This is a genomic window from Geodermatophilus sp. SYSU D01119 (assembly GCF_054049975.1).
This window is the reverse complement of record NZ_JBJGYL010000002.1, coordinates 1-23,201: the sequence shown is the minus strand read 5'-3', so window position 1 is coordinate 23,201 and position 23,201 is coordinate 1. Positions and strand designations below refer to the sequence as shown.

The following is a 23,201-nucleotide window of genomic DNA, read 5'->3' as shown; positions in this document are numbered from 1 at the left end:
CCCCGCCCGCCGTGCTGCGCTCGACCGGGTCGTCCGCCCGCGTCCTCGACGAGAGCGACGAACCCGCCGTCCGCCGGCTGCTGTCCGCCGACCCGGTCGCGGCGTGCGTGCTCGCCGGGCGGGTGGAGGCCGCCGGCACCGCCCCGGCCTCGCTCGGGGCGCCGCTGTGGGGTGTGGGCACCGGCCGCAGCCTCGACGCCGTCTGCCTGGCCGGGGCGAACCTGATCCCGTTCAGCGTCCCGGGCGCCGAGCGGGCCGCCGCGGAGGCGTTCGCCGAGCGCGCCCGCCGGGCCGGCCGCCGCTGCTCGACCATCGTCGGCCCGGCCGCCGCCGTCGACCCGCTGTGGCAGCTGCTGGAGCCCTCCTGGGGCCCGGCGCGCGACCACCGGCCGCGCCAGCCCCTCCTGGCCATCGAGGGCCCGCCCGCGGTGGCGCCCGAGCCGCGGGTGCGCCCGGTGCGCCCCTCGGAGATCGACGTCCTGCTCCCCGCCGCGGTGGCCATGTTCACCGAGGAGGTCGGGGTCAGCCCGCTGCGCGCCGACGGCGGGGTGGGCTACCGCATGCGGGTCGAGGACCTCGTCCGCGCCGGCCAGTCGCTGGCCTGGATCGAGGACGGGCGGGTGCTGTTCAAGGCCGAGATCGGCGCGGTGTCGCGCGCGGCCTGCCAGGTGCAGGGCGTGTGGACCGCCCCCGAGGCGCGCGGCCGCGGCATCGGCGCCGCCGGGATGGCCGCCGTCGTCGAGTACGCCCGCACGGTCGTCGCGCCGGTGGTCAGCCTCTACGTCAACGACTTCAACGCGCCCGCCCGGGCCGTCTACCGCCGGGTCGGCTTCCGCGAGGTCGGCTGCTACGCCAGCGTCCTGTTCTGAGGCGCCTCCCCGGGATGGCGCTCCGGGTCTGACAGGGTGTCCGGACGTGGCAGCACGACGCACGGCGGTCCTCGGCACGGTCCTCACGCTCCTGTCCGCACCGGTCCTCGCGGCCTGCTCCGGCGGCTCCGAGGACGACGTCCGCGCCGCCGCACAGGCCTTCCTCGACGACTGGGCGGGCGGCGACGCCGCGGCCGCCGCGGACGCCACCACCGACCCCGCCGCCGCCACCGCGCTGCTCGAGCAGACCGCCGCCGACCTGCCCGGCGCGGCGCTGTCCGCCGAGCTCGGCGAGGTCGCCGTCGAGGACGGCACCGCCACCGCCGGGTGGACCGCCACCTGGGACCTGCAGGCCGCCCCGGACTGGACCTACGACGCCACCCTCGAGCTGCGGGAGGGGGAGGACGCCTGGCAGGTGGTGGCGGAGCCGACGCTCGTGCACCCCGAGCTGGGGGAGGGCCAGCGCCTGCAGCTCACCCGGTCGCTGCCCGAGCGCGCCGCGATCACCGACGCCGCCGGGCAGCCGCTGTTCGCGCCCACCGAGGTCGTGAACGTCGGCGTCGACCCCGGCCAGGTCACCGACCTGCCGGCGCTGGCCGCGGGCCTCTCGGCGGCCACCGGCATCCCGGCCGAGGACATCACCGCCGACGTCCAGGCCGCGCCGCCCGGGCAGTTCGTGCCGGTCATCACCCTGCGGCGTCCCGACTTCGAGGCCATCCGCGCGCAGGTGTTCGACCTGCCCGGCGCGGTGTTCCCCACCGACACCCGGCTGCTCGCACCGACGGCGCGGTTCGCCTCCGCGCTGCTCGGCCGGGTCGGCGCCGCCACCGCCGAGGTGATCGAGGAGACCACCACCGAGGAGGCCGGCCCGGCCTACGCCGCCGGCGACCAGGTGGGCCTGTCCGGCCTGCAGCGGGCCTTCCAGGAGCAGCTGACCGGCACTCCCGGCTTCACCGTCTCCGTGGTCAGCACCGACGAGGCCACCGGCGACGCCGGCCGGGAGGTGGCGTCCGTCGCCCCCGTCGCCGGCCAGCCGCTGCAGACGCCGCTGGTCCGCCCGTTGCAGGAGGCCGCCGACGCCGCCGTCGCCACCGAGGCGCGGGCCACCCACCTCGTCGTCGTCCGGCCGGGCACCGGCGAGGTCCTGGCCGTGTCGTCGAACGAGGCGGCCGTGCCCGCCAACGCGCTGTCGGGCCAGTACCCGCCCGGCTCGAGCATGAAGACCATCTCGGCCACCGCGCTGCTGTCCACCGGGACGGTGGCCCCCGACACCCCGGTCGCCTGCCCGGGCACGACGGTCGTCGAGGGCCGCGAGTTCGAGAACCAGGACCAGTTCGACCTCGGCACGGTGCCCTTCACCGAGGCCTTCGCCCAGTCCTGCAACACCACCTTCATCCAGGAGGGCCTGGAGCTGCCCGACGACGCCCTGGCCGCCGCGGCCGCCTCCTACGGCGTGGGCACCGAGTGGCAGCTGCCGGTCGGCGTCTTCTCCGGCAGCGTGCCGTCGGACTCCACCGGCACCACCAAGGCGGCCAACGCGATCGGCCAGGGCCAGGTGCTCATGAGCCCCGCGCAGATGGCGCTCGTCGCCGCCGGGATCGCGAGCGGCACCCCGGCCGCGCCGGTCGAGGTCGTCGGCGCCGAGCCCGCCGGTCCCGCGCCCGCGGGCCCGGGGCAGGGCGTGCTCGACCAGCTGCGGCCGATGATGCGCCAGGTGGTGCTCAGCGGGACCGCGACCGCGCTGGCCGACCGCGGCGAGGTGTACGGCAAGACCGGCACCGCCGAGTACGGCACCAACACCCCGCCGGACTCGCACGGCTGGTTCGTGGGCTACCGGCTCGGCGGGGCGCAGGGCGACATCGCGTTCGCGGTGCTCGTCGAGGGCGGCCAGTCCAGCAGCGCCGCCGTCGCCGTCACCGACGCCTTCCTGGGCGCGGTCGGCTGACCGCTCGCGGCCGGCCGGTCGACGGCCGGCGGGTCAGGCGTCGGGCAGGCCGGGCAGCGCAGCGGTGACCGGCGTCCGCCCGGCCGCCCGGCGCCAGCCGACGGCGCGCGCCTCCGCGGCGCCGAGCGCGTCGACGGCCAGCTGCCGGACCGCCGGCTGCTCCGCGGCGCTCAGCAGCGCCACCCAGGAGGCGCTCACGCCCTCCTCGAGCGCGGCGCCCAGCGCCGCGGCGTCGACGTCGGACAGCACGGGGAAGGGCAGCTCGTAGCCGGCCTGCGCGGGCACCGGGTCGGCGTCCCGCTCCTCGAGCAGCGCCGCCAGCCGGTCGCGCAGGTCGCGGTGGGCGAGCTCGCCGTCGACGGCCGGTCCGCGCGCGTCCGGCGGCAGCGCGGCGCCGACGACGCCGTGTCCCCACACCGCCGCGTGCTCGGCGGCCAGCACCTCGCGCAGCGCGGCGTCCTCGCCGCCCGCGGCGGTCCCGTCATCGGCCACGTGGGTGCCTCCCGCGAGTCCTCGTCACGCCAGCGCGGCCTCGTGGCCGCGCAGCCCGGCCGCCACCGCCCCGAGCAGCGCCGCCCGGGCGCCGGTGGCCTCCACGCACGCGGCGGTGTGCGCCGCGGCGGCCGTGGCCACCTGCTCGCGCAGCCATCCCCGCACGTCCCCGCCCGCCGGCGGGGCCGGGGCGGTCGCCGGGGTCGACGCCGACGCCGAGGCCGACGACGAGGCCGACGCCGATGCCGACGCGGCCGCGGCCGGTGCCGCGGCGCGCAGGCGCTCGAGCTGGGTGCGCGCCTGCTCGGCCAGCGGGGCCACCTCGCCGCCGAGGGCGGGGTCGGCGGCCGCGGCGGCGTCGTAGGCGGCCACGACCGCCTCCTGCACCGGCAACTGCGCGGCCAGCCGGTCGTCCTGCGCCGACGTCTGCGCGGCCGCGCCGCCGGCGTCGCCCGCGGTGCACCCGGCCGCCGCCAGCAGGGCCAGCCCGGCCGCGCCGGCGAGCAGCCGGCGCCGGGAGAACCCGGCGGGGGAGCGGCCGGGAGGGGAGGTGGACATCGCCGCCATCCTCCCAGGCGCCCCCGCGCGCCGCGGGCAGCGACGGGCGGATCGGCCCGGTCCGCCGCCGGCGCCCGAGCGGCCGGGGCCGGGCCCGCGGGGGAGCGGTAGCCTGACCTCTTCCCGGGTACGCCGCCGGGCGGTGCCGTGCGCGCCGCCGTCCGCTGCCCGGGTGCGGTCCGCCGAGCACGAGCTCCGACCGGTCAGGAGGGAGGGAGCCCGTGTCCGCAGCGAAGGGTCAGGACCCGGCCGCGACGCGGCTGGCCGGCTGGATCGAGCCGGTCGTCGCCGACGCCGGCTACGACCTGGAGGAGCTGGTGGTCACCCCCGCCGGCCGCCGCAGCGTCGTGCGCGTCGTCGTCGACCGGGACGAGGGGGTCTCCCTCGACGACGTCGCCGAGGTCAGCCGCGCCGTGTCGGCCGTGCTCGACCGCAACGACGGCGAGCTCGGCCGCGCACCCTACGTGCTGGAGGTGACCAGCCCCGGCGTCGACCGGCCGCTGACCGAGCCGCGGCACTGGCGGCGCAACACCGGGCGGCTGGTGACGGTCGCGGTCGGCGGCGAGCAGCTGACCGGCCGGGTCACCGCCGTCGACGACGCGGGTGTGACCCTGGCGGTCGAGAAGCCGGGCAAGCCCGGCGCGAAGAAGAAGGCGCCCACCCCGCGGCACGTGCCGTGGGCGCAGCTGGGCGCCGGCCGGGTGCAGGTCGAGTTCGGCCGGCCCGGCAAGGACGAGCACGGACCCGCGGACGACGGCCCGGGCCCCGACGACGCCGACGACCTCATGGACGACGACCTCGACGAGGACCTGCTGGACGACGACGAGGGCGACGACGGAGGACGACAGTGAACATCGACCTGACCGCCCTCAGGGCCATCGAGCGGGAGAAGGACATCCCCGCCGACACGGTGATCGAGGCGATCGAGACGGCGCTGGTGACCGCCTACCGGCACGCCGACGGCGCGGCCAGGCACGTGCGGGTGCACGTCGACCGCAAGAGCGGCGAGGTCGCGGTGCTCGCCCAGGAGCTCGGCGACGACGGGCAGGTCGTGCGCGAGTGGGACGACACCCCCTCCGACTTCGGCCGGATCGCGGCCAGCACCGCCAAGCAGGTGATCGTCCAGCGGCTGCGCGACGCCGAGCACGAGCAGACCTTCGGCGAGTACGCCGGCCGCGAGGGCGACATCGTCAGCGGCGTCGTCCAGGCCGACGCCCGCCGCAACGCGCAGGGCGCGGTGCTGCTCGACATCGGCAAGGTCGAGGCCGTCATGCCGGCCGCCGAGCAGGTGCCGGGGGAGCGCTACCCGCACGGCAGCCGGCTGCGCGCCTACGTCGTCTCGGTGTCCCGCACCCACCGCGGCCCGCAGGTGACCATCTCGCGCACCCACCCGAACCTGGTGCGCAAGCTGTTCGCCCTCGAGGTCCCCGAGATCGCCGACGGCAGCGTCGAGATCGTCGCCGTCGCCCGCGAGGCGGGGCACCGGTCGAAGATCGCCGTCCGCACCTCGGTGCCGGGGCTCAACGCCAAGGGCGCCTGCATCGGCCCGATGGGCCAGCGGGTGCGCAACGTCATGAGCGAGCTGCACGGCGAGAAGATCGACATCGTCGACTGGTCCGACGACCCGGCCACCTTCGTGGCGTCCGCGCTGAGCCCGGCGCGCGTGGCGTCGGCGACGCTGGTCGACCCGAAGGCCAAGGCCGTGCGGGTGGTCGTGCCCGACTACCAGCTGTCGCTGGCCATCGGCAAGGAGGGCCAGAACGCCCGCCTGGCCGCCCGGCTCACCGGTTGCCGGATCGACATCCGCAGCGACGCGCAGGCCGACGACGCCGCGCCGTCGCCGGGCGTGGGCCGCCCGCCGCTCCGGTCGGGCCCGCCGCCGGTCCGGGCCGGCGCCCCCGGCGGCCGCCCGTACCCCGGTGGAGGGGCGCCCCGGGCCGGTCAGCGGCGCCCGGAACAACGCGGCCCCGCCGCGCGCTAACATGACGGGTGGCCGAAACGTCGATCCCGGTGCGCACGTGTGTGGGCTGCCGGAAGCGCGCTCCGGTCACCGACCTGCTACGTGTCGTCCTCCGCTCCGGTGCCCTGGTGCCCGATCCGCGGAGGAGGCTCCCCGGTAGGGGTGCGTCCCTGCACCCCACGCCGGAGTGCCTGCACGCAGCGGAGCGACGCCGGGCCTTCCCCCGGGCGCTGCGCCTCCCCGGAGGCGGCGCCGCGGTGGAGGCCGGTCCGCTCCGGGAGCACGTCCTCGGCGCCTCCGCGCCGGGTGACCACGACCCGGGGCGGGCGACAGCGGACGAACGACAGACCGCACTTCCCCAGACGGACCGGCACCCGGCCGGTCCGCACGTCGAGAGCAGGACGTCGTCGGATGAGTCAGCCGTGAAGTCCCCACGATGACAAGCCAGACCATGCACCACTGACGACGAGGTCGCGCGGGCGAGCCGCCGGCCTCACCAGAGGAGATCCGTGCCAGGCAAAGCCCGCGTCCACGAACTCGCCAAGGAGTTCGGGGTCGACAGCAAGACCGTCCTCGCCAAGCTCAAGGAGCAGGGCGAGTTCGTGAAGTCCGCCTCCTCCACCGTCGAGGCCCCCGTGGCCCGGCGGCTGCGGGAGGCCCTCGGCGCCGCCACCGGCGGCGGCAACGGCGGCGGCAACGGCGGCGGCAACGGCGGCGGCAACGCGCCCCGTCCCATGCCCCCGGCCGCGCCGCGCCCCTCGGCGCCCGCACCGGCCGCGCGCGCTCCGCAGGCGCCGGCCGCCCCGTCGGCGCCCGCCCCGTCGGCCGGTCCGACGCCGGGTCCGCGTCCGGGTGCCCCGCGCCCGGGTGCCCCCGTGCCCGGGCCGCGCCCGGTCCAGCAGCAGCCGGTCCAGCAGCAGCCGGCCGCCCCGCAGGCGCCGGCCGCGAGCGCGCCGACCCAGCAGCCGACCGCCCCGCAGGGCCCGCGTCCGGCCGCGCCGGGCGCTCCCCGTCCGGGCGGCCCCGCGCCGCGTCCGGCCGGTGGCCCCGTGCCCGGTGGCGCCCGTCCGGGTGCCCCGCGCCCGGCCGCCCCGGGTGCGCCGCGTCCCGGCGGTGCCGCGCCCGGTGCCCCCGGCGCCGGTCCGCGTCCCGGCGGTGCCGCGCCCGGTGCCCCCGGCGCCGGTCCGCGTCCCGGCCCCCGTCCGGCCCCGCGGCCGGGCAACAACCCCTTCAGCAGCGCCCCGCGTCCGGGTCCGGCTGCCGGTGGCCCGCGCCCGGGTCCCGCGGCCGGTGGTCCCCGTCCGGGTCCCGGTGCCGGCGGTCCCCGCCCGGCCCCTGGTGCCGGCGGTCCCCGCCCGGCGCCCGGTGCCGGTGGTCCCCGTCCGGGCGGCCCGCGTCCCGCGGCCGGTCCGGGTGGTCCCCGGCCGAACCCGGGCATGATGCCGCCCCGGCCCAACCCCGGCATGATGCCGCCGCGTCCGGCCGGTGCCGGTCGTCCCGGCGGCCCGGGTGGCGCCGGTGGCCGTGGCCGTCCGGGTGGTCCCGGCGGCGGCGGTGGCTTCCGTCCCGGCGGCGGTGGCGGCCCGGGTGCCGGCGCGCCGGCCGGCGGCGGCTTCCGTGCCGGCGGCGGTGGCCGTGGCCGCGGCCGTGGCGGCTCGGGTGCGGGCACGGCGGGTGCCTTCGGGCGTCCCGGTGGCCGCGGTCCGGTCCGCGGGCGCAAGAGCAAGAAGCAGCGGCGTCAGGAGTTCGACTCCATGGCGGCGCCCAGCATGGGCGGCGTCAGCCTGCCGCGTGGGCACGGGCAGGTCGTCCGGCTGCCCCGTGGCGCCTCGCTGACCGACCTCGCCGAGAAGATCGGCGCCCAGCCGGCCGCGCTGGTCACCGCCCTGTTCCACCTGGGCGAGATGGTCACCGCGACCCAGTCGGTCAACGACGAGACGCTCCAGCTGCTCGGCGCCGAGATCGAGTGGGACATCCAGGTCGTCAGCCCCGAGGACGAGGACCGCGAGCTCCTCGAGACCTTCGACCTCACCTTCGGCGACGAGGGCGACGAGGAGGACTGGTCGGCCCGTCCGCCGGTCGTCACCGTCATGGGTCACGTCGACCACGGCAAGACGAAGCTCCTGGACGCCATCCGCAACACCAACGTGGTGGCGCGCGAGGCCGGTGGCATCACGCAGCACATCGGCGCCTACCAGATCGTCAGCGAGCTGGAGGGCGAGGAGCGCCCGATCACCTTCATCGACACCCCGGGTCACGAGTCGTTCACCGCGATGCGTGCCCGTGGCGCGAAGGTGACCGACATCGTCGTCCTGGTGGTGGCGGCCGACGACGGCGTCATGCCGCAGACGGTCGAGGCGCTCAACCACGCCCAGGCCGCCGAGGTGCCGATCGTGGTCGCGGTCAACAAGATCGACAAGGAGGGGGCCAACCCCGCCAAGATCCGCCAGCAGCTCACCGAGTACGGGCTGGTGGCCGAGGAGTACGGCGGCGACACGATGTTCGTCGACGTCTCCGCGACCACCCGCCAGGGCATCGACGACCTGCTCGCGGCGATCCTGCTGACCGCCGACGCCTCGCTGGACCTGCGCGCCAACACCGAGCAGGACCCGCAGGGCGTGGTCATCGAGGGCAAGCTGGACAAGGGCCGCGGCCCCGTCGCCACCGTCCTCGTCCAGCGCGGCACGCTGCGCCAGGGCGACTCGATCGTGGCCGGCGACGCCTACGGGCGCGTCCGCTCGCTGCTCGACGAGCACGGCAACAAGCTGAAGGAGGCCCTGCCGGCCCGCCCCGTGCAGGTCGTGGGTCTCACCTCGGTGCCGCGTGCCGGCGACACCTTCCTCGTCGTCGAGGAGGACCGCGTCGCCCGGCAGATCGCCGACCGTCGTCAGGCCCGCATCCGCAACGCGCAGAACGCCTCCATGCGCAAGCGGATCAGCCTCGAGGACCTCGACGCGGCGCTCAAGGAGAACCGCCAGCTCAACCTGATCATCAAGGGCGACAACTCGGGCACCGTGGAGGCGCTCGAGGAGGCCCTGATGAAGATCGAGGTGAGCGACGACATCTCGCTGCGGGTCATCCACCGCGGCGTCGGCGGCATCACCAAGAGCGACATCGACCTGGCGCTGGCCGACGACGTCATCGTCCTGGGCTTCAACGTCCGGGCCGAGGGCCAGGCCACCGAGCTCGCCAACCGCGAGGGCATCGACGTCCGGTACTACTCGGTCATCTACCAGGCGATCGAGGAGATCGAGGCGGCCCTCAAGGGCATGCTCAAGCCGGAGTACGAGGAGGTCGCGCTCGGCACCGCCGAGGTCCGCGAGGTCTTCCGCGTGCCGCGCATCGGCAACGTGGCGGGCTCCATCGTCCGCAGCGGCGTCATCACCCGGAACTCGAAGGCCCGGCTGGTGCGCGACGGGGTGGTCGTCGCCGACAACCTCACCGTCGAGTCGCTGCGTCGCTTCAAGGACGACGTGACCGAGGTCCGCGACGGCTACGAGTGCGGTATCGGGCTCGGGTCGTTCAACGACATCAAGATCGAGGACGTCATCGAGACGTTCGAGATGCGCGAGAAGCCGCGCGTCTGAGTGCACGGCCACCAGCTGCGGGTCGGCGGGAGGTGATCCGGTGTTCACCGGGTCGCTGACCGCCGACCTGCTGCTCGGCGACGTCCACTCGCTCAAGGGCAAGCGCGCCGTCGTCCGGCCGATCGTGGCCGAGCTGCGGCGCCGCTTCGCCGTCGCCGCGGCCGAGGTGGGCGACCTCGACCTGCACCGCCGCGTGCAGGTCGGGGTCGCCACCGTCGCGGGGGACGCCGGTCAGGTGACCGACGTCCTCGACGCCTGCGAGCGGTTGCTGGCCGAGCGGCCGGAGGTGACGCTGCTGTCGACGCACCGGCAGCTGTTCTCCGACACCGACTGACCGATCCCGGCCGGCCGCAGTCCCACGCCCGTCCGGGCGCGCCACACCGGCGCGCCCCCGACCCCCGGAGGTCCGCCGTGGCCGACCCCGCCCGTGCCCGCAAGCTCGCGGTGCGCATCCGCCAGATCGTCTCCGCGGCGATCGAGTCGCAGATCAAGGACCCGCGGCTGGGCATGGTCACCGTGACCGACGCCCGGGTGACCAGTGACCTGCGCGAGGCCACGGTCTACTACACCGTCTACGGCGACGAGACCGCCGTCTCCGACTCCGCCCGCGCCCTGGCCAGCGCCACCGGCGTGCTGCGCTCCACGGTCGGCCGGCAGACCGGCATCAAGTTCGTGCCGACCCTGACCTTCGTCGCCGACATGGTCCCCGACACCGCCCGGGAGCTCGACGAGGCGCTCGAGCGGGTGCGGCACGCCGACGCCGAGCTCGCCCGCCTGCGCGAGAACGCCAGCTACGCCGGCGACGCCGACCCCTACCGGCACCCGGACGAGGACGACGACGAGGACGCCGACGCGTCCCCCGAGCACAGGAGCGCCTCGTGAGTGAGAACGACCCCGACCCGTACCTGCCGGGAGAGGGCCAGGGGCTCTCCGAGCTCGGCGGGCGCCAGGAGCCCAACGCCGGCGACCCCACCGACGGCGGCCGCACCGGGCAGGTCGGCGAGATCCCCAGCATCGCCGCGGACGAGCCCACCGACGGCGGCCCCGCCCTGCCACCCGGCGGGGGCACCGTGTCCGAGGACGAGGACGCCGCACCGGTGTCCGACCCCGGCCCCGACGCCTGACCGCGGTGACCCTCCCGTCCGCCGGGGTGCCGCCGCGCACCCCGGCCGCCGTGCTGGCCGCAGCCGCCGACGCCGGTGCCACCGTCGTGCTCTCCGGCCACGTGCAGCCCGACGCCGACGCGCTCGGCAGCACCCTCGCGCTGGCCGAGGGCCTGCGCCGGCGCGGCGCCCGCGTCACCGCCACCTTCCCGGGCCGCCCGGAGCTCCCGGCGTCGCTGGGCTGGCTGCCCGGGGCCGAGGGGCTCACACCGGCCGCCGCGGTCGACCCCGCGCCCGACGTCTTCGTCAGCCTCGACGTCGCCTCCCCGGCACGCCTGGGCGAGCTGGCGGTGCTGCTCGAGCGGGCCGGCACCTCGGTCGTGGTCGACCACCACGCCAGCAACCCGGGCTTCGGCGACGTGCGCCTCGTCGACGGCGCGGCGCCCGCCACCGTCGTCCTCGTGGCCGGGCTGCTCGACGAGCTCGGCGTCGCCCTCGACGCGCCGCTGGCCACGCTGCTCTACGCGGGCCTGGCCGCCGACACCGGCTCCTTCCGCTTCGGCAGCACCCGGCCCGACACCCACCTGCTCGCCGCCCGCCTGCTCGGCACCGGCATCGACCACGCCGCGATCAGCCGGCGGCTGTTCGACACCGCGCCGTTCGGCTGGCTGCGCCTGCTGTCCGCCGTCGCCGGCCGCGCCGTGCTCGAGCCGGAGGTCGGCGCGGGCCTGGTGTGGACCTGGTCGAGCACCGCCGAGGCCGCCGAGCACGGCCTGCCCGGGGAGCAGCTCGAGGCGCTGGTCGACGTCGTCCGCGCCACCGCCGAGGCCGACGTCGCCTGCGTGCTCAAGGGCCAGGACGACGGCTCGTGGTCGGTGTCGCTGCGCTCCCGCGGGGGCACCGACGTCGCCCGCGTGGCCATGGCCCTCGGTGGCGGCGGGCACCGCGCCGCCGCGGGCTTCACCTCGCACCTCGACCGGGAGGCGACGGTGGCGGCGATCCGGGCCACCGTCGGGGCCACGGTCGGGTCCACGGTCCGGGCCACGGTCCGGGCCGAGGGGACACCCGCGACCACCCCCCGGTGACGGCGCGGGCGCCGTCCGTCCTGGGGCTGGCAGTCCCGGCGCTGGTGGTGCTGGCCGCCGAGCCGCTGTACCTGCTCGTCGACACCGCCGTCGTCGGGAACCTCGGCACCGTCCCGCTGGGCGGGCTCGCCGTCGGCGGCGGGCTGCTGGCCTGGGCCGCCGCGCTGCTCAACTTCCTCGCGTACGGCACCACCGCCCGCGCCGCGCGCCGCGCCGGGGCCGGAGACCGGGCGGGCGCGGTCGCCGAGGGCGTGCAGGCCACCTGGCTGGCGCTGCTGCTCGGCGCCGCGGTCGTGCTCCTCTTCCAGCTGCTGGCGGGTCCGTTGACCCGCGCGCTCGCGGGCGGCCCGGGCGAGGTGGCCACGGCGGGGGAGCAGTGGCTGCGGATCGCCGGCTGCGGCGCGCCGCTGCTGCTGGTGTCCCTCGCCGGGAACGGGTGGCTGCGCGGTGTGCAGGAGCTGCGCCGCCCGGTGCGCTTCGTCGTCGCCGGCAGCCTGCTGAGCCTGGTCCTGTGCCCGCTGCTGGTGCACACCGCGGGCTTGGGCCTGCCCGGCTCCGCGGTGGCCAACCTCGTCGGCCAGTCGCTGACGGCGGCGCTGTTCGTGCGGGCGCTGCTGCGCGAGCGCGCCGACTGGCGGTTCCGCCCCGCCGCCGTCCGCGCGCAGCTGGTGCTCGGCCGCGACCTGCTGCTGCGCGCCACCGTGCTGCAGGCGGCGTTCCTCGCCGCCGCCGGGGTGGCCGCGCGCGCCGGGCAGGCCCAGCTGGGCGCCCACCAGATCGCGCTGCAGCTGTTCCTCTTCCTCGCCCTGGTGCTCGACGCGTTCGCCATCGCCGCGCAGACGCTGGTCGGCCACGCGCTCGGCGCCGGGCGGCCGCAGGAGGCGCGGGCCACCGCCCGGCGGGTCACGCTGTGGGGCCTCGGCACCGGTGTGCTGGTCGCCGTCCTCCTGCTCGCCGGCCGCGACCTGCTCGTGCCCCTGTTCACGGGTGACCCCGCCGTCCGGGAGCAGGCGGAGCTCGTCTGGTGGTTCCTCGCCGGCTTCCAGCCGCTGGCCGGGGTGGTGTTCGCCCTCGACGGGGTCCTCATGGGCGCCGGTGACGTCGCCTACCTGCGCACCGTCACGATCGGCGCCGCGCTGCTCGGGTTCCTGCCGCTGTCGCTGCTGTCCGGCCCGCTCGGCTGGGGCCTGGCCGGCGTCTGGACCGGCCTCACCCTGTTCATCGCGCTGCGCCTCGTCGCCGTCCTCGCCCGGGTGGCGGGGGACAGGTGGCTGACCGCACCTGCGACGGTGGGCGCATGAGCTCACCCCACGAAGACGCTCCGCCGGCGCTCCACGTCGTCGCGGGGACCCCGGGATGAGCCGCCGCCGCGCCGCCGACGCCGACGTGACCCCCGGGATCCTGCTGGTCGACAAGCCCGGCGGCATGACCTCCCACGACGTCGTCGCCCGCGCCCGCCGCGTGCTGTCGGTCCGCCGCGTCGGGCACGCGGGCACCCTCGACCCGATGGCCACCGGCCTGCTCGTCCTCGGCGTGGGAACCGCCACCCGGCTGCTCGGCCACCTCGGCGGCTCGGACAAGGTCTACGAGGCCACGATCCGGCTCGGGCAGACCACCGTCACCGACGACCGCGAGGGCGCGGTGCTCACCACCACCCCCGCCGACGGGCTCGACGACGACGCCGTCCGGGCCGCGCTCGCCGCCCAGACCGGACCGCTGCTCCAGGTGCCCTCCTCGGTGAGCGCGGTGAAGGTCGACGGGCGGCGCTCCTACGACCGGGTGCGCGCCGGCGAGGAGGTGGTCCTCGAGCCGCGGGCGGTCACCGTGCACCGCATCGACGTGCACGCGGTCACCCGCCCCGCGCCCGGCCTGGTCGACGTCGAGGTCACCGTCGCCTGCACCGCCGGCACCTACGTCCGGGCCATCGCCCGCGACGCCGGGGCCGCCCTCGGGGTGGGCGGGCACCTCACCGCGCTGCGCCGCACCGCCTCCGGGCCCTTCACCACCGAGCAGGCCGCCCCGGTGGAGGAGGCCGCGGCCGCGCTCGCCGCCGGCGGGGGACCGGGCGTGCTGTCCCTGCCGGGCGCCGCGACGGCCATCTACCCCGAGCGCCGGCTCACCGACGACGAGGCGCGCGCCCTGGGCTACGGGCAGCGGATCGCCGCCACCGGCCGGCCCGGCCTGGTGGCCGCGCTCGACCCGGCCGGCCGGCTGGCCGCGCTCGTCGAGGACGCAGGGGGCACCGCCCGGGTCGCGGTCGGCTTCCCGCCGTCCTGAGGCGGGCCGGGGCGGGCCGGCCCGAGGCCGCTCGGCTCGGGCGGCTGAGCCCCGGGCGGCTCAGCCCCGGGCGGCCTTGCCGATGAGCGAGCCGTCGAGGTGCTCGAGCAGGTCGGCCGGGGTGGCGTAGACCTCGTCGGCGCCCTCCTCGAGCAGCTCCTGCCGCGAGATGCCGCCGCAGGTGAGCGCGATGCACGGGAAGCCGGCGTCGCGGGCCGCCCGCACGTCCCAGATGGTGTCGCCGACGGCCACCGTCCGCTCCGGGTCCAGGCCGTTGCGCTCGGCCGCCGTCCGCAGCAGGTCGGGGGCGGGCTTCGCCGACTCGACGTCGGCCGACGTCGTCGAGCCGTCGACGACGTCCTCGCCGCCGATGGCCGGCACCATCCACTCGAGGTCGGACTCCTTGCCGCTGGTGGCCAGCACGACCGCCAGCCCCCGCTCGCGGCAGGCGGCGAGCAGCTCGTCGACGCGGGGGAACGCCGAGACCAGCTCGCGCAGCGGCTCGTAGCGCCGGGTCTTGGTCTCCGAGACCTCCTCGGCGTCGTCGGCGTCGTCGCCGAGCAGGTGGGTGACCAGCTGCTCGCTGGCGATGCCGATGGCGCGGTGGCAGTCGGCCATGGACACGTCGTCGTGCCCGGTGTCGCGGAAGGCCTGCCACCACGCGAGGACCTGCAGGTAGTTGGTGTCGAGGAGGGTGCCGTCGACGTCGAAGAGCACGCCGGGCCGCGGGTCCTGGGTCACCGGGTCATCCTCGCCCCGGACCGGCGGCGCCGCGCGGGCGTGCGTGTGACCGGCGGCCACGCCGGGAAGGAGCCGCGCATGAGCGTCGTGAAGATCAACGCGATCGTGGTCCCGCCGCACGCGCAGGAGCGCTTCGAGGAGCGCTTCCGCGGCCGCGGTGGCCTGGTCGAGAAGACCCCCGGTTTCGAGTGGTTCGAGCTGCTGCGCCCGCTCGAGGGCACCGACCAGTACCTGGTCTACACGCGGTGGGAGAGCGAGGAGGCCTACCAGGCCTGGGAGGGCGGGCAGGACTTCGCCCGGGCGCACTCCGGCGGCGGCGACGAGCTCGCCCCGGCCGCCAGCGACTCGCACCACCTGTGGTCCTACCAGGTGGTCGAGAGCTCGGCGCCCGACCGGCCCTGAGCGGACCGGGGGTCGGCACGGCGGCGGGCACGGCGGCGGTCGGCTCCCGGCCGCCGCCGGGCCCGGGGCTACTGTGAGCGCGGGGCCGGTCCTCCGCCGGCCCGGCGCCCGCACGAGCTCACCCAGGTGGGAGACATGACCGACACGCTCGCCGACAGCCGCACCTCCTCCCGGATGTTCACCGAGGGCGTGCCGGTGACCGTGGAGTCCGTGACCCGCCGTCCCGCCGCCGAGCGGGAGGCCGTGCTGGCCGACCCGGGCTTCGGCCGGGCGTTCACCGACTCGATGTTCGTCGCCCGCTACGCGGCCGGCCGCGGCTGGTACGACGCCCGGCTGACGCAGTACGCCCCGCTGCAGGTCGACCCCGCCACCGCGGCCCTGCACTACGCGCAGTCGATCTTCGAGGGGCTCAAGGCCTACGCCCAGCCCGACGGCAGCGTGGCCACCTTCCGGCCCGGGGCCAACGCCGCCCGCTTCGCCCGCAGCGCCCGCCGGCTGGCCATGCCGCCGGTGCCCGAGGAGGCGTTCCTCGCCGCCGTCGACGCGCTCGTCGACGCCGACCGCGACTGGGTCCCCACCGGCCCCGACCAGACGCTGTACCTGCGGCCCTACCAGCTGGCCAGCGAGCCCTTCCTGGGCGTGCGCCCGGCCACCGAGTACCTGTTCCTCGTCATCGCCAGCCCCGCCGGCGCCTACTTCCCGCGCGGCGTGCACCCGGTGAGCGTCTACCTCTCCGAGGACTACATCCGCGCCGCGCCCGGCGGCACCGGCGACGTCAAGTGCGCCGGCAACTACGCCGCGAGCCTGCTCGCGCAGGAGCAGGCCATCGCCGCCGGCTGCGACCAGGTCGTCTGGCTCGACGCCGTCGAGAAGCGCTACGTCGAGGAGATGGGCGGGATGAACCTGTTCTTCGTCCTCGGCTCCGGCGACGACGCCGAGCTGGTGACCCCCGAGCTCACCGGCACCCTGCTGCCCGGCATCACCCGCGACTCGCTCATCACCGTGGCCCGCGACCGCGGCATGCGGGTGACCGAGCGGAAGTTCAGCGTCGACGAGTGGCGCGCCGGCGTCGCCGACGGCACGGTCACCGAGACCTTCGCCTGCGGCACGGCCGCCGTCATCACCCCCGTCGGCGAGGTCAAGGCCCGCACGGGCGACTTCACCGTCGGCGACGGCACCCCCGGCCCGGTGACCATGGGCCTGCGGGAGCACCTGCTCGACATCCAGCACGGCCGGGTGCCCGACACCCACGGCTGGCTGCACCGGGTCGCCTGAGCGACCCCGGCGGACCCCCAGGAGGACGGCGCGTGCGGCGCTGGCGCGGGCTGGCGGCCACCCCGGCCGACCTCGGGCGGACGGTGGTCACGGTGGGCCAGTACGACGGCGTCCACCGCGGCCACCAGCAGCTGATCGGCACCGCCGTCGCGCGGGCCCGGTCGTTGCGCCGGCCGTGCGTCCTGGTCACCTTCGACCCGCACCCGAGCGAGGTGGTCCGGCCGGGTTCGCACCCGGCGATCCTCACCTCGCTCGACCGCAAGGCCGAGCTGGTGGCCGGGCTCGGCGTCGACGGCATGTGCGTCATCCCGTTCACCCTGGAGTTCAGCCGGCACACCCCCGAGGAGTTCGCGCACGGCGTGCTGGTCGAGCAGCTGCACGCCTCGGCGGTCGTCGTCGGCGAGAACTTCACCTACGGGCACCGCGCCGCGGGCACCGTCACCACCCTCGCCCAGGAGGGCCGCCGCTTCGGGTTCGCGGTCGAGGGCATCCCGCTGGCCGGCGACGACTCCGCCGACGGCGAGGTCACCATCTCCTCCACCTACATCCGCGCCTGCGTCGCGGCCGGGGACATGGAGAGCGCGGCGCGGGCGCTGGGCCGGCCGCACCGCGTCGACGGCGTCGTCGTCCGCGGCGACCGGCGCGGCCGGGAGCTCGGCTACCCGACGGCCAACGTCGAGAGCCCGCCGTGGACGGCGATCCCCGCCGACGGCGTCTACGCCGGCCACCTGGTCACCCTCGACCCCTCCGGCGCGACGCTCGGCAGCGCCCCGGCGGCGATCTCGGTCGGCACCAACCCGACGTTCCAGGGGTCGCGGCGCACCGTCGAGGCGTACGTCCTCGACTTCACCGGCGACCTCTACGGCGAGCACGTCGGCGTCGAGTTCGTCTCGCGGCTGCGGCCGATGACCTCCTTCGCCGGGGTGGACGCCCTCGTCGAGGCCATGGCCGGCGACGTCGCCCGCACCCGCGCCGTGCTGGGGCTGCCCCCCGCCGGGTGATCGCCGGCACGGGCGGCCGCGGGCACGCTGGTAGCCTCGCAGGAGTCGGGCACCGCCCGACGTGTGTGCGAGCTGCCCCCGTGAACCAGACCGGGGGCCACACCTGACCAGGCCCGGAGGCCCGCCCATGGCGCTCGACAGCGCGACGAAGCAGCAGATCATGACCGAGTACGCGACGGTCGAGAAGGACACGGGCTCGCCCGAGGTCCAGGTCGCGATGCTCACCCGCCGGATCAGTGACCTGACCGAGCACCTCAAGCAGCACAAGCACGACCACCACAGCCGACGGGGCCTGCTCCTGCTGGTCGGCCGCCGCCGGCGGCTGCTGAACTACCTGGCCAAGACCGACATCAACCGCTACCGCTCGCTCATCGAGCGGCTCGGTCTGCGCCGCTGACCCCAGAGGGGACCGTCCCACCGGGACGGTCCCCTCTCTCGTGGGGCGTCCGCCCCACGGGACCACGGCCCCCGCCGCGCGCTCCGACGCCGGCCGGTCCTCGGTGGTGGCCCCCGGGCATGCCTCCCCCCCGCGGGGGGAACGTCCCCGGGGGCTTCGATCGAAGACCGGTCACCCGGGAGCAGTCCGGCGCAGGGCGCCACGAAGAGGACGTCGCCGCATGCGACGTAGGAAGAGGACGACGTGTCCGCACCCACCACCCAGGGCAGCCAGCCCACCACCGGCGTAGCTGCCGAGTACGACCCCGAGGACGGGGTCACCACCGCCACCGCGGTCATCGACAACGGCAGCTACGGCAGCCGCACGATCACCTTCGAGACCGGCCGCCTCGCCAAGCAGGCCGCCGGCTCGGTCGTCGTCACCATGGGCGACACCATGCTGCTGTCGGCCACCACGGCCAGCAAGCAGCCCAAGGAGCACTTCGACTTCTTCCCGCTGACGGTCGACGTCGAGGAGCGGATGTACGCCGCCGGGCGCATCCCCGGCTCGTTCTTCCGCCGCGAGGGCCGCCCCAGCGAAGACGCGATCCTCACCTGCCGGCTCATCGACCGCCCGCTGCGCCCGACCTTCGCCAAGGGCCTGCGCAACGAGGTCCAGGTCGTCATCACCGTCATGGCGCTCGACCCGGCGCACCTCTACGACGTGCTCGCCATCAACGGCGCCTCGGCGTCCACCCAGCTGTCGGGCCTGCCGTTCTCCGGCCCGGTCGGCGGCACCCGCGTCGCCCTCGTCGGCGGCCAGTGGATCGCCTTCCCCACCCACGCCGAGCTCGAGGACGCCGTCTTCGACATGGTCGTGGCCGGCCGCGTCCTCCCCGACGGAGACGTCGCGATCATGATGGTCGAGGCCGAGGCCACCGAGAAGACGATCGAGCTGGTCCGCGGCGGCGCCACCGCGCCGACCGAGGAGGTCGTCGCCCAGGGCCTCGAGGCCGCCAAGCCCTTCATCAAGCGGCTGTGCGAGGCCCAGGCCGCGCTGGCCGAGAAGGCCGCCAAGCCGGTCGCGGAGTTCCCGCGCTTCCTGGACTACCAGGACGACGTCTACGCCGCCGTCGAGTCCGCCGCCCTCGAGCGGCTGACCCAGGCGCAGGCCATCGCCGGCAAGCAGGAGCGCAACGACGCCACCGACGCGCTCAAGGACGAGGTCGCCGCCTCGCTGGCCGAGCAGTTCGCCGGCCGCGAGAAGGAGGTGTCGGCCGCCTTCCGCGCCGTCACCAAGAAGGTCGTCCGGCAGCGCATCCTGCGTGACAAGGTCCGCATCGACGGCCGCGGCGTCACCGACATCCGGCCGCTGTCGGCCGAGGTCGAGGTCGTCCCGCGGGTGCACGGTTCGGCGCTCTTCGAGCGCGGCGAGACCCAGATCCTCGGCGTCACCACGCTGAACATGCTCCGCATGGAGCAGCAGCTCGACACGCTCTCGCCCGAGACGCGCAAGCGCTACATGCACAACTACAACTTCCCGCCGTACTCCACCGGCGAGACCGGCCGCGTGGGCTCGCCCAAGCGCCGCGAGATCGGCCACGGCGCGCTCGCCGAGCGCGCGCTGCTGCCGGTGCTGCCCGACCGCGAGGAGTTCCCCTACGCGATCCGGCAGGTGTCGGAGGCCCTGGGCTCCAACGGCTCGACGTCGATGGGCTCGGTCTGCGCCTCCACGCTGGCGCTGCTCAACGCCGGTGTGCCGCTGCGCGCCCCGGTCGCGGGCATCGCGATGGGCCTGGTGTCCGACGAGGTCGACGGCAAGACGGAGTACGTCGCGCTCACCGACATCCTCGGTGCCGAGGACGCCTTCGGCGACATGGACTTCAAGGTCGCCGGCACCAAGGACTTCGTCACGGCCCTGCAGCTGGACACCAAGCTCGACGGCATCCCGTCCGACGTGCTCGCCCAGGCGCTGACCCAGGCCCGCGCCGCCCGGCTGCACATCCTCGACGTGATGAACGAGGCCATCGACGGCCCCGACGAGATGAGCCCGTACGCCCCGCGCGTGACCACGGTGCGCATCCCGGTCGACAAGATCGGCGCGGTCATCGGCCCCAAGGGCCAGATGATCAACTCGATCCAGGACGAGACCGGCGCCGACATCACGATCGAGGACGACGGCACGATCTACGTCGGCGCCTCCGACGGCCCCTCGGCGCAGGCGGCGGTCGACCGCATCAACGCGATCGCCAACCCGCAGATGCCGAAGGTCGGCGAGCGCTTCCTCGGCACCGTCGTCAAGACGACGCCGTTCGGCGCCTTCGTCTCGCTGCTGCCCGGCAAGGACGGCCTCGTCCACATCAGCAAGCTCGGCGGCGGCAAGCGCATCGGCAAGGTCGAGGACGTCGTCAACGTCGGCGACAAGCTGCAGGTGGAGATCACCGACATCGACGCCCGCGGCAAGATCAGCCTCGTGCCGGTCGCCACGGAGGCCGCCGGTGACGGTGCCCCCGCCGACGGTGCCGCCGACGCCCCCGCGGCCCCGGCCGACGCGCCCGCGGAGGCCTGACACGGTCGCCGACCCGACTCCTGCCGGGGCCGGGACGGGCGCGGGGTCTGCCGACCTCGTGTCCGTCCCGGCCCCGGTCGGTGTCACCCGAGTCCTCGACGTCGACGAGGTCGGCGGCCGAGTCGAGCGCACCGTGCTGCCCGGCGGGCTGCGGGTGCTCACCGAGACGATGCCCGGTGTCCTGTCGGCCACCCTCGGCATCTGGGTGGGCGTCGGCTCGCGGGACGAGAGCGACCGGGTCGCCGGCGCCTCGCACTTCCTCGAGCACCTGCTGTTCAAGGGCACGCGCAGCCGCAGCGCCCTGGAGATCGCGACGGCGATGGACGCCGTCGGCGGTGAGATGAACGCCTTCACCGCCAAGGAGCACACCTGCTACTACGCGAACGTGCTCGCCAGCGACCTCCCGCTCGCGGTGACGCTGCTCGGCGACCTGGTCACCGAGGCGCTCAACACCGCGGAGGACCTCGAGTCCGAGCGCACGGTGGTGCTCGAGGAGATCGCCATGCGCGACGACGAGCCGTCCGACCTGGTGCACGACCTGTTCGCCGAGACGCTCTTCGGGGACACCGCGCTCGGCCGCTCGGTGCTCGGCACCGTCGAGTCGATCGAGGGCCTCACCCGCGACGACGTCGACGGCTGGTACCGGTCCCGCTACGCGCTCCCGTCGATGGTGGTGACCGCGGCCGGCCGGGTCGACCACCAGCAGGTGGTGGACCTGGTGACGGCGGTCTTCGGCGACCGGCTGTCCGGCCCGGTGCCCCCGGCGCCGCTGCGGCGCGGCGACGAACTGGTGCTCTGCCGCCCCGCCCGGCCCGCCGGGCTGGTGAGCCGGAAGACCGAGCAGACGCACCTGCTGCTGGGCAGCGTCGGCCTGAGCCGGTTCGACGAGCGCCGCTACGCGGCCGCGGTCCTGGAGACGGCGGTCGGCGGGGGGATGAGCTCGCGGCTGTTCCAGGAGATCCGGGAGAAGCGCGGGCTGGTCTACAGCGTCGGGTCGGCGCTGACCTCCTACGCGGGCACCGGGGCGTTCTCCGTCTACGCCGGGTGCGCGAAGAAGCGCGTGCCGGAGGTGCTCCGGCTGGTCCGCGAGGAGCTGGCCCGGGTCGCGTCCGAGGGGATCACCGCCGAGGAGGTCGCCCGCGGCCGCGGCCAGATGCGCGGGGGCACCGTCCTCGGCCTGGAGGACACCGGCTCGCGGATGAGCCGGCTGGGCAAGAGCGAGCTCTCGCACGGGGAGTACGTGCCGGTGCGCGAGGTGCTCGAGCGCATCGCCGCCGTCGACGAGGACCAGGTGCGCGCCGTCGCCGCCGACCTGCTCGGCCGCGACACCTGCCTGGCCGTCGTCGGCCCGTACCGCGAGTCCGACCTCGACCGGCTCTGAGGCCGCCGCCCGCCCCATGGCCCGTCGTCCCCACCCCGTCCTGCGCGTGCACGGCGCCCTGTCCCGCGGCGTGCTCGCCGTCACGGTTCTCGTCTCGCTGGCCGTCCTCTTCGCGCCGGCGTCCGACGTGCCGTCGTCGCCGCCCGGCGTGGACAAGGTCGTGCACCTGAGCCTGTTCCTGGCGCTGACCCTGGCCGGCCGCTGGGCGGGGATCCGGCCGGTGCCGCTCGGGGTGCTGCTGCTCGGGTACGGCGCCGTCAGCGAGGTGGTCCAGGCCCTCCCGCTGCTGGGGCGCTCCGGCACGGTGACCGACTGGCTGGCCGACGCGGCCGGCATCGCCCTCGGCCTGGCGGCCTGGGCGGTGGGGGAGCGGCGGGTCCCGGCCGTCTGAGGACGGCCCGACACTTGCGCCGCGCGGGGACCCCGGGAGACTGACCCGGTGACCACGAGCACCCCGACCCCCGACCAGCAGGCCACCGGGACCGCGGCGGGCGAGCCGCCACGGATCTCGGTCGGAGTCCTCGGCGCCCGGGGCCGGATGGGCACCGAGGTCGTGAAGGCGGTCAACGCCGCCGACGACCTCGAACTCGTGGCGATGGTCGACGAGGGCGACTGGCTGTTCAACGTCGCCGACGCCGGCGCGCAGGTGGTCGTCGACTTCACCCGCCCGGACGTCGTCATGGACAACATCCGCTTCTGCATCGACCAGAACATCTCCTGCGTGGTCGGCACCACCGGGTTCGACGAACAGAAGCTGGCGACCGTGGCCGAGTGGCTCGAGCCGAAGCCGGACGTCGGCGTCGTGATCGCGCCCAACTTCGGGATCGGCGCCATCCTCCTCATGCGCTTCGCCCAGGAGGCCGCGCGCTTCTTCCCCTCGACCGAGATCGTCGAGTTGCACCACCCCCACAAGGTGGACGCGCCCTCGGGGACGGCGGTGCGCACCGCGCGCCTCGTGGCCGCCGCCCGCCGGGCGGCCGGCCTGCCCGCGTCCCCGGACGCCACCACCGACTCGCTGCCCGGCGCGCGCGGGGCCGACGTCGAGGGGGTGGCCGTGCACGCCGTGCGGCTCACCGGTCTGGTCGCGCACCAGGAGGTGCTCATGGGAGCGGCGGGGGAGACCCTCACCCTGCGGCACGACTCCTACGACCGGGCGTCGTTCATGCCCGGCGTGCTCCTGGCCGTCCGGGAGATCGGCCGGCGCCCCGGCCTGACGGTGGGACTGGAGTCCTTCCTGGGCCTGTGAGGGCCGGTCCCGGGGAGGTGCCCGGGGTGTGTCCGGCGTCCCACCGGACCCCCGTGCAGACCCCCTCGGAGTTGGTGTACTGTTCTCTTCGCGCCGGACGGAGCCCGCGAGGGCCACGGAGGAGCACCCCGAGGGTGCAGGACCTCCGGAGACGGCGTACGGTAGGACAAGCCGCTGCTGACGGAGCCCGGAAGGGTCGAGTTGGTGTGCGTCCGCTCCTTGAGAACTCAACAGCGTGCCGAAAGTCAGTGCCAAGTAATACCCCGTCCCGGGCCTTTGGTGGTCTGGGTGGGATTCCTTTGGTTGATTGATATCGCGATCTGTCAGGTCGCGGT

At 75.9% G+C, this 23,201-nt stretch carries 23 protein-coding genes and 1 pseudogene; 21 read left to right on the top strand and 3 right to left on the bottom strand.

Annotation, left to right across the window (positions count from 1 at the left end; translation table 11 throughout):
- Positions 1 to 11: 11 nt before the first annotated feature.
- Positions 12 to 869: a GNAT family N-acetyltransferase gene (locus ACI79X_RS01630; protein WP_457023670.1), complete on the top strand. Its 858-nt coding sequence runs from the start codon at positions 12 to 14 to the stop codon at positions 867 to 869.
- Positions 870 to 915: 46 nt separating this feature from the next.
- Complete coding sequence (locus ACI79X_RS01625) at positions 916 to 2,814, top strand: penicillin-binding transpeptidase domain-containing protein (protein WP_457023669.1); 1,899 nt, start codon at positions 916 to 918, stop codon at positions 2,812 to 2,814.
- Between the two features lie 33 nt (positions 2,815 to 2,847).
- Here the strand turns inward: ACI79X_RS01625 and ACI79X_RS01620 are convergent, their stop codons facing one another.
- Together ACI79X_RS01620 and ACI79X_RS01615 are read right to left on the bottom strand one after the other, a co-directional pair.
- The gene (locus tag ACI79X_RS01620) at positions 2,848 to 3,306 is read right to left on the bottom strand and encodes a ferritin-like domain-containing protein (RefSeq protein ID WP_457023668.1); all 459 of its coding nucleotides are present in this window, start codon (positions 3,304 to 3,306) and stop codon (positions 2,848 to 2,850) included.
- Positions 3,307 to 3,330: 24 nt separating this feature from the next.
- Positions 3,331 to 3,864 (bottom strand): hypothetical protein, encoded by a 534-nt coding sequence (locus ACI79X_RS01615; protein WP_457023667.1) that lies wholly within the window; start codon positions 3,862 to 3,864, stop codon positions 3,331 to 3,333.
- Positions 3,865 to 4,085: 221 nt separating this feature from the next.
- On the opposite strand from ACI79X_RS01615, the gene rimP reads away from it, so the two are divergent.
- From rimP to truB, 11 genes and pseudogenes are all read left to right on the top strand, one after another.
- Positions 4,086 to 4,715: a ribosome maturation factor RimP gene (gene rimP, locus ACI79X_RS01610; protein ID WP_457023666.1), complete on the top strand. Its 630-nt coding sequence runs from the start codon at positions 4,086 to 4,088 to the stop codon at positions 4,713 to 4,715.
- Positions 4,712 to 5,845, top strand: a complete 1,134-nt coding sequence (gene nusA, locus ACI79X_RS01605) for a transcription termination factor NusA (RefSeq protein WP_457023665.1) — start codon at positions 4,712 to 4,714, stop codon at positions 5,843 to 5,845. Before rimP ends, nusA begins: the two co-directional genes overlap by 4 nt.
- 8 nt (positions 5,846 to 5,853) lie before the next feature.
- Positions 5,854 to 6,264 carry a YlxR family protein gene (locus tag ACI79X_RS01600; protein ID WP_457023664.1) on the top strand — a complete coding sequence of 137 codons (411 nt, stop codon included), beginning with the start codon at positions 5,854 to 5,856 and terminating at the stop codon, positions 6,262 to 6,264.
- Between the two features lie 69 nt (positions 6,265 to 6,333).
- Positions 6,334 to 6,477: pseudogene (locus tag ACI79X_RS01595) on the top strand (translation initiation factor IF-2 N-terminal domain-containing protein); the annotation flags it as partial.
- Positions 6,478 to 7,578: 1,101 nt separating this feature from the next.
- Positions 7,579 to 9,411, top strand: a complete 1,833-nt coding sequence (gene infB, locus ACI79X_RS01590) for a translation initiation factor IF-2 (RefSeq protein WP_457023863.1) — start codon at positions 7,579 to 7,581, stop codon at positions 9,409 to 9,411.
- Positions 9,412 to 9,451: 40 nt separating this feature from the next.
- On the top strand, positions 9,452 to 9,745 hold the full coding sequence (locus tag ACI79X_RS01585) for a DUF503 domain-containing protein (protein WP_073421844.1): 294 nt from the start codon (positions 9,452 to 9,454) through the stop codon (positions 9,743 to 9,745).
- A 77-nt stretch (positions 9,746 to 9,822) separates the two neighbouring features.
- On the top strand, positions 9,823 to 10,293 hold the full coding sequence (rbfA, locus tag ACI79X_RS01580) for a 30S ribosome-binding factor RbfA (RefSeq protein WP_457023663.1): 471 nt from the start codon (positions 9,823 to 9,825) through the stop codon (positions 10,291 to 10,293).
- On the top strand, positions 10,290 to 10,535 hold the full coding sequence (locus ACI79X_RS01575; protein ID WP_457023662.1) for a hypothetical protein: 246 nt from the start codon (positions 10,290 to 10,292) through the stop codon (positions 10,533 to 10,535). The genes rbfA and ACI79X_RS01575 overlap by 4 nt, the downstream gene beginning before the upstream one ends.
- A gap of 5 nt (positions 10,536 to 10,540) precedes the next feature.
- Complete coding sequence (locus ACI79X_RS01570) at positions 10,541 to 11,599, top strand: DHH family phosphoesterase (RefSeq protein WP_457023661.1); 1,059 nt, start codon at positions 10,541 to 10,543, stop codon at positions 11,597 to 11,599.
- Positions 11,596 to 12,900, top strand: coding sequence for an MATE family efflux transporter (locus ACI79X_RS01565; protein WP_457023660.1), 1,305 nt, complete (start codon positions 11,596 to 11,598; stop codon positions 12,898 to 12,900). The genes ACI79X_RS01570 and ACI79X_RS01565 overlap by 4 nt, the downstream gene beginning before the upstream one ends.
- Before the next feature lie 55 nt (positions 12,901 to 12,955).
- Positions 12,956 to 13,876: a tRNA pseudouridine(55) synthase TruB gene (gene truB / locus ACI79X_RS01560; RefSeq protein ID WP_457023659.1), complete on the top strand. Its 921-nt coding sequence runs from the start codon at positions 12,956 to 12,958 to the stop codon at positions 13,874 to 13,876.
- Positions 13,877 to 13,936: 60 nt separating this feature from the next.
- Here truB and ACI79X_RS01555 read toward each other — a convergent pair whose 3' ends face one another.
- Positions 13,937 to 14,617: an HAD family hydrolase gene (locus ACI79X_RS01555; protein WP_457023658.1), complete on the bottom strand. Its 681-nt coding sequence runs from the start codon at positions 14,615 to 14,617 to the stop codon at positions 13,937 to 13,939.
- Positions 14,618 to 14,695: 78 nt separating this feature from the next.
- On the opposite strand from ACI79X_RS01555, the gene ACI79X_RS01550 reads away from it, so the two are divergent.
- The 8 genes from ACI79X_RS01550 to dapB all read left to right on the top strand — a co-directional run bounded on the left by ACI79X_RS01550 (position 14,696) and on the right by dapB (position 22,866).
- A complete protein-coding gene (locus ACI79X_RS01550; RefSeq protein WP_336032307.1) occupies positions 14,696 to 15,019 on the top strand; it encodes an antibiotic biosynthesis monooxygenase family protein in 324 nt (107 codons plus the stop codon).
- 135 nt (positions 15,020 to 15,154) lie between these two features.
- Complete coding sequence (locus ACI79X_RS01545) at positions 15,155 to 16,294, top strand: branched-chain amino acid aminotransferase (RefSeq protein ID WP_457023657.1); 1,140 nt, start codon at positions 15,155 to 15,157, stop codon at positions 16,292 to 16,294.
- Positions 16,295 to 16,326: 32 nt separating this feature from the next.
- Positions 16,327 to 17,295 carry a bifunctional riboflavin kinase/FAD synthetase gene (locus ACI79X_RS01540; RefSeq protein ID WP_457023656.1) on the top strand — a complete coding sequence of 323 codons (969 nt, stop codon included), beginning with the start codon at positions 16,327 to 16,329 and terminating at the stop codon, positions 17,293 to 17,295.
- A 127-nt stretch (positions 17,296 to 17,422) separates the two neighbouring features.
- Entirely contained in the window at positions 17,423 to 17,692 is a 270-nt protein-coding gene (rpsO, locus tag ACI79X_RS01535; RefSeq protein ID WP_072920360.1) for a 30S ribosomal protein S15, read from the top strand.
- A 243-nt stretch (positions 17,693 to 17,935) separates the two neighbouring features.
- On the top strand, positions 17,936 to 20,239 hold the full coding sequence (locus ACI79X_RS01530; protein ID WP_457023655.1) for a polyribonucleotide nucleotidyltransferase: 2,304 nt from the start codon (positions 17,936 to 17,938) through the stop codon (positions 20,237 to 20,239).
- 58 nt (positions 20,240 to 20,297) lie between these two features.
- Positions 20,298 to 21,620, top strand: coding sequence for a M16 family metallopeptidase (locus ACI79X_RS01525; protein WP_457023654.1), 1,323 nt, complete (start codon positions 20,298 to 20,300; stop codon positions 21,618 to 21,620).
- Between the two features lie 16 nt (positions 21,621 to 21,636).
- Positions 21,637 to 22,011, top strand: coding sequence for a VanZ family protein (locus tag ACI79X_RS01520; RefSeq protein WP_457023653.1), 375 nt, complete (start codon positions 21,637 to 21,639; stop codon positions 22,009 to 22,011).
- A gap of 48 nt (positions 22,012 to 22,059) precedes the next feature.
- Positions 22,060 to 22,866: a 4-hydroxy-tetrahydrodipicolinate reductase gene (gene dapB / locus ACI79X_RS01515; protein ID WP_457023652.1), complete on the top strand. Its 807-nt coding sequence runs from the start codon at positions 22,060 to 22,062 to the stop codon at positions 22,864 to 22,866.
- The last annotated feature ends 335 nt before the right edge of the window (positions 22,867 to 23,201 follow it).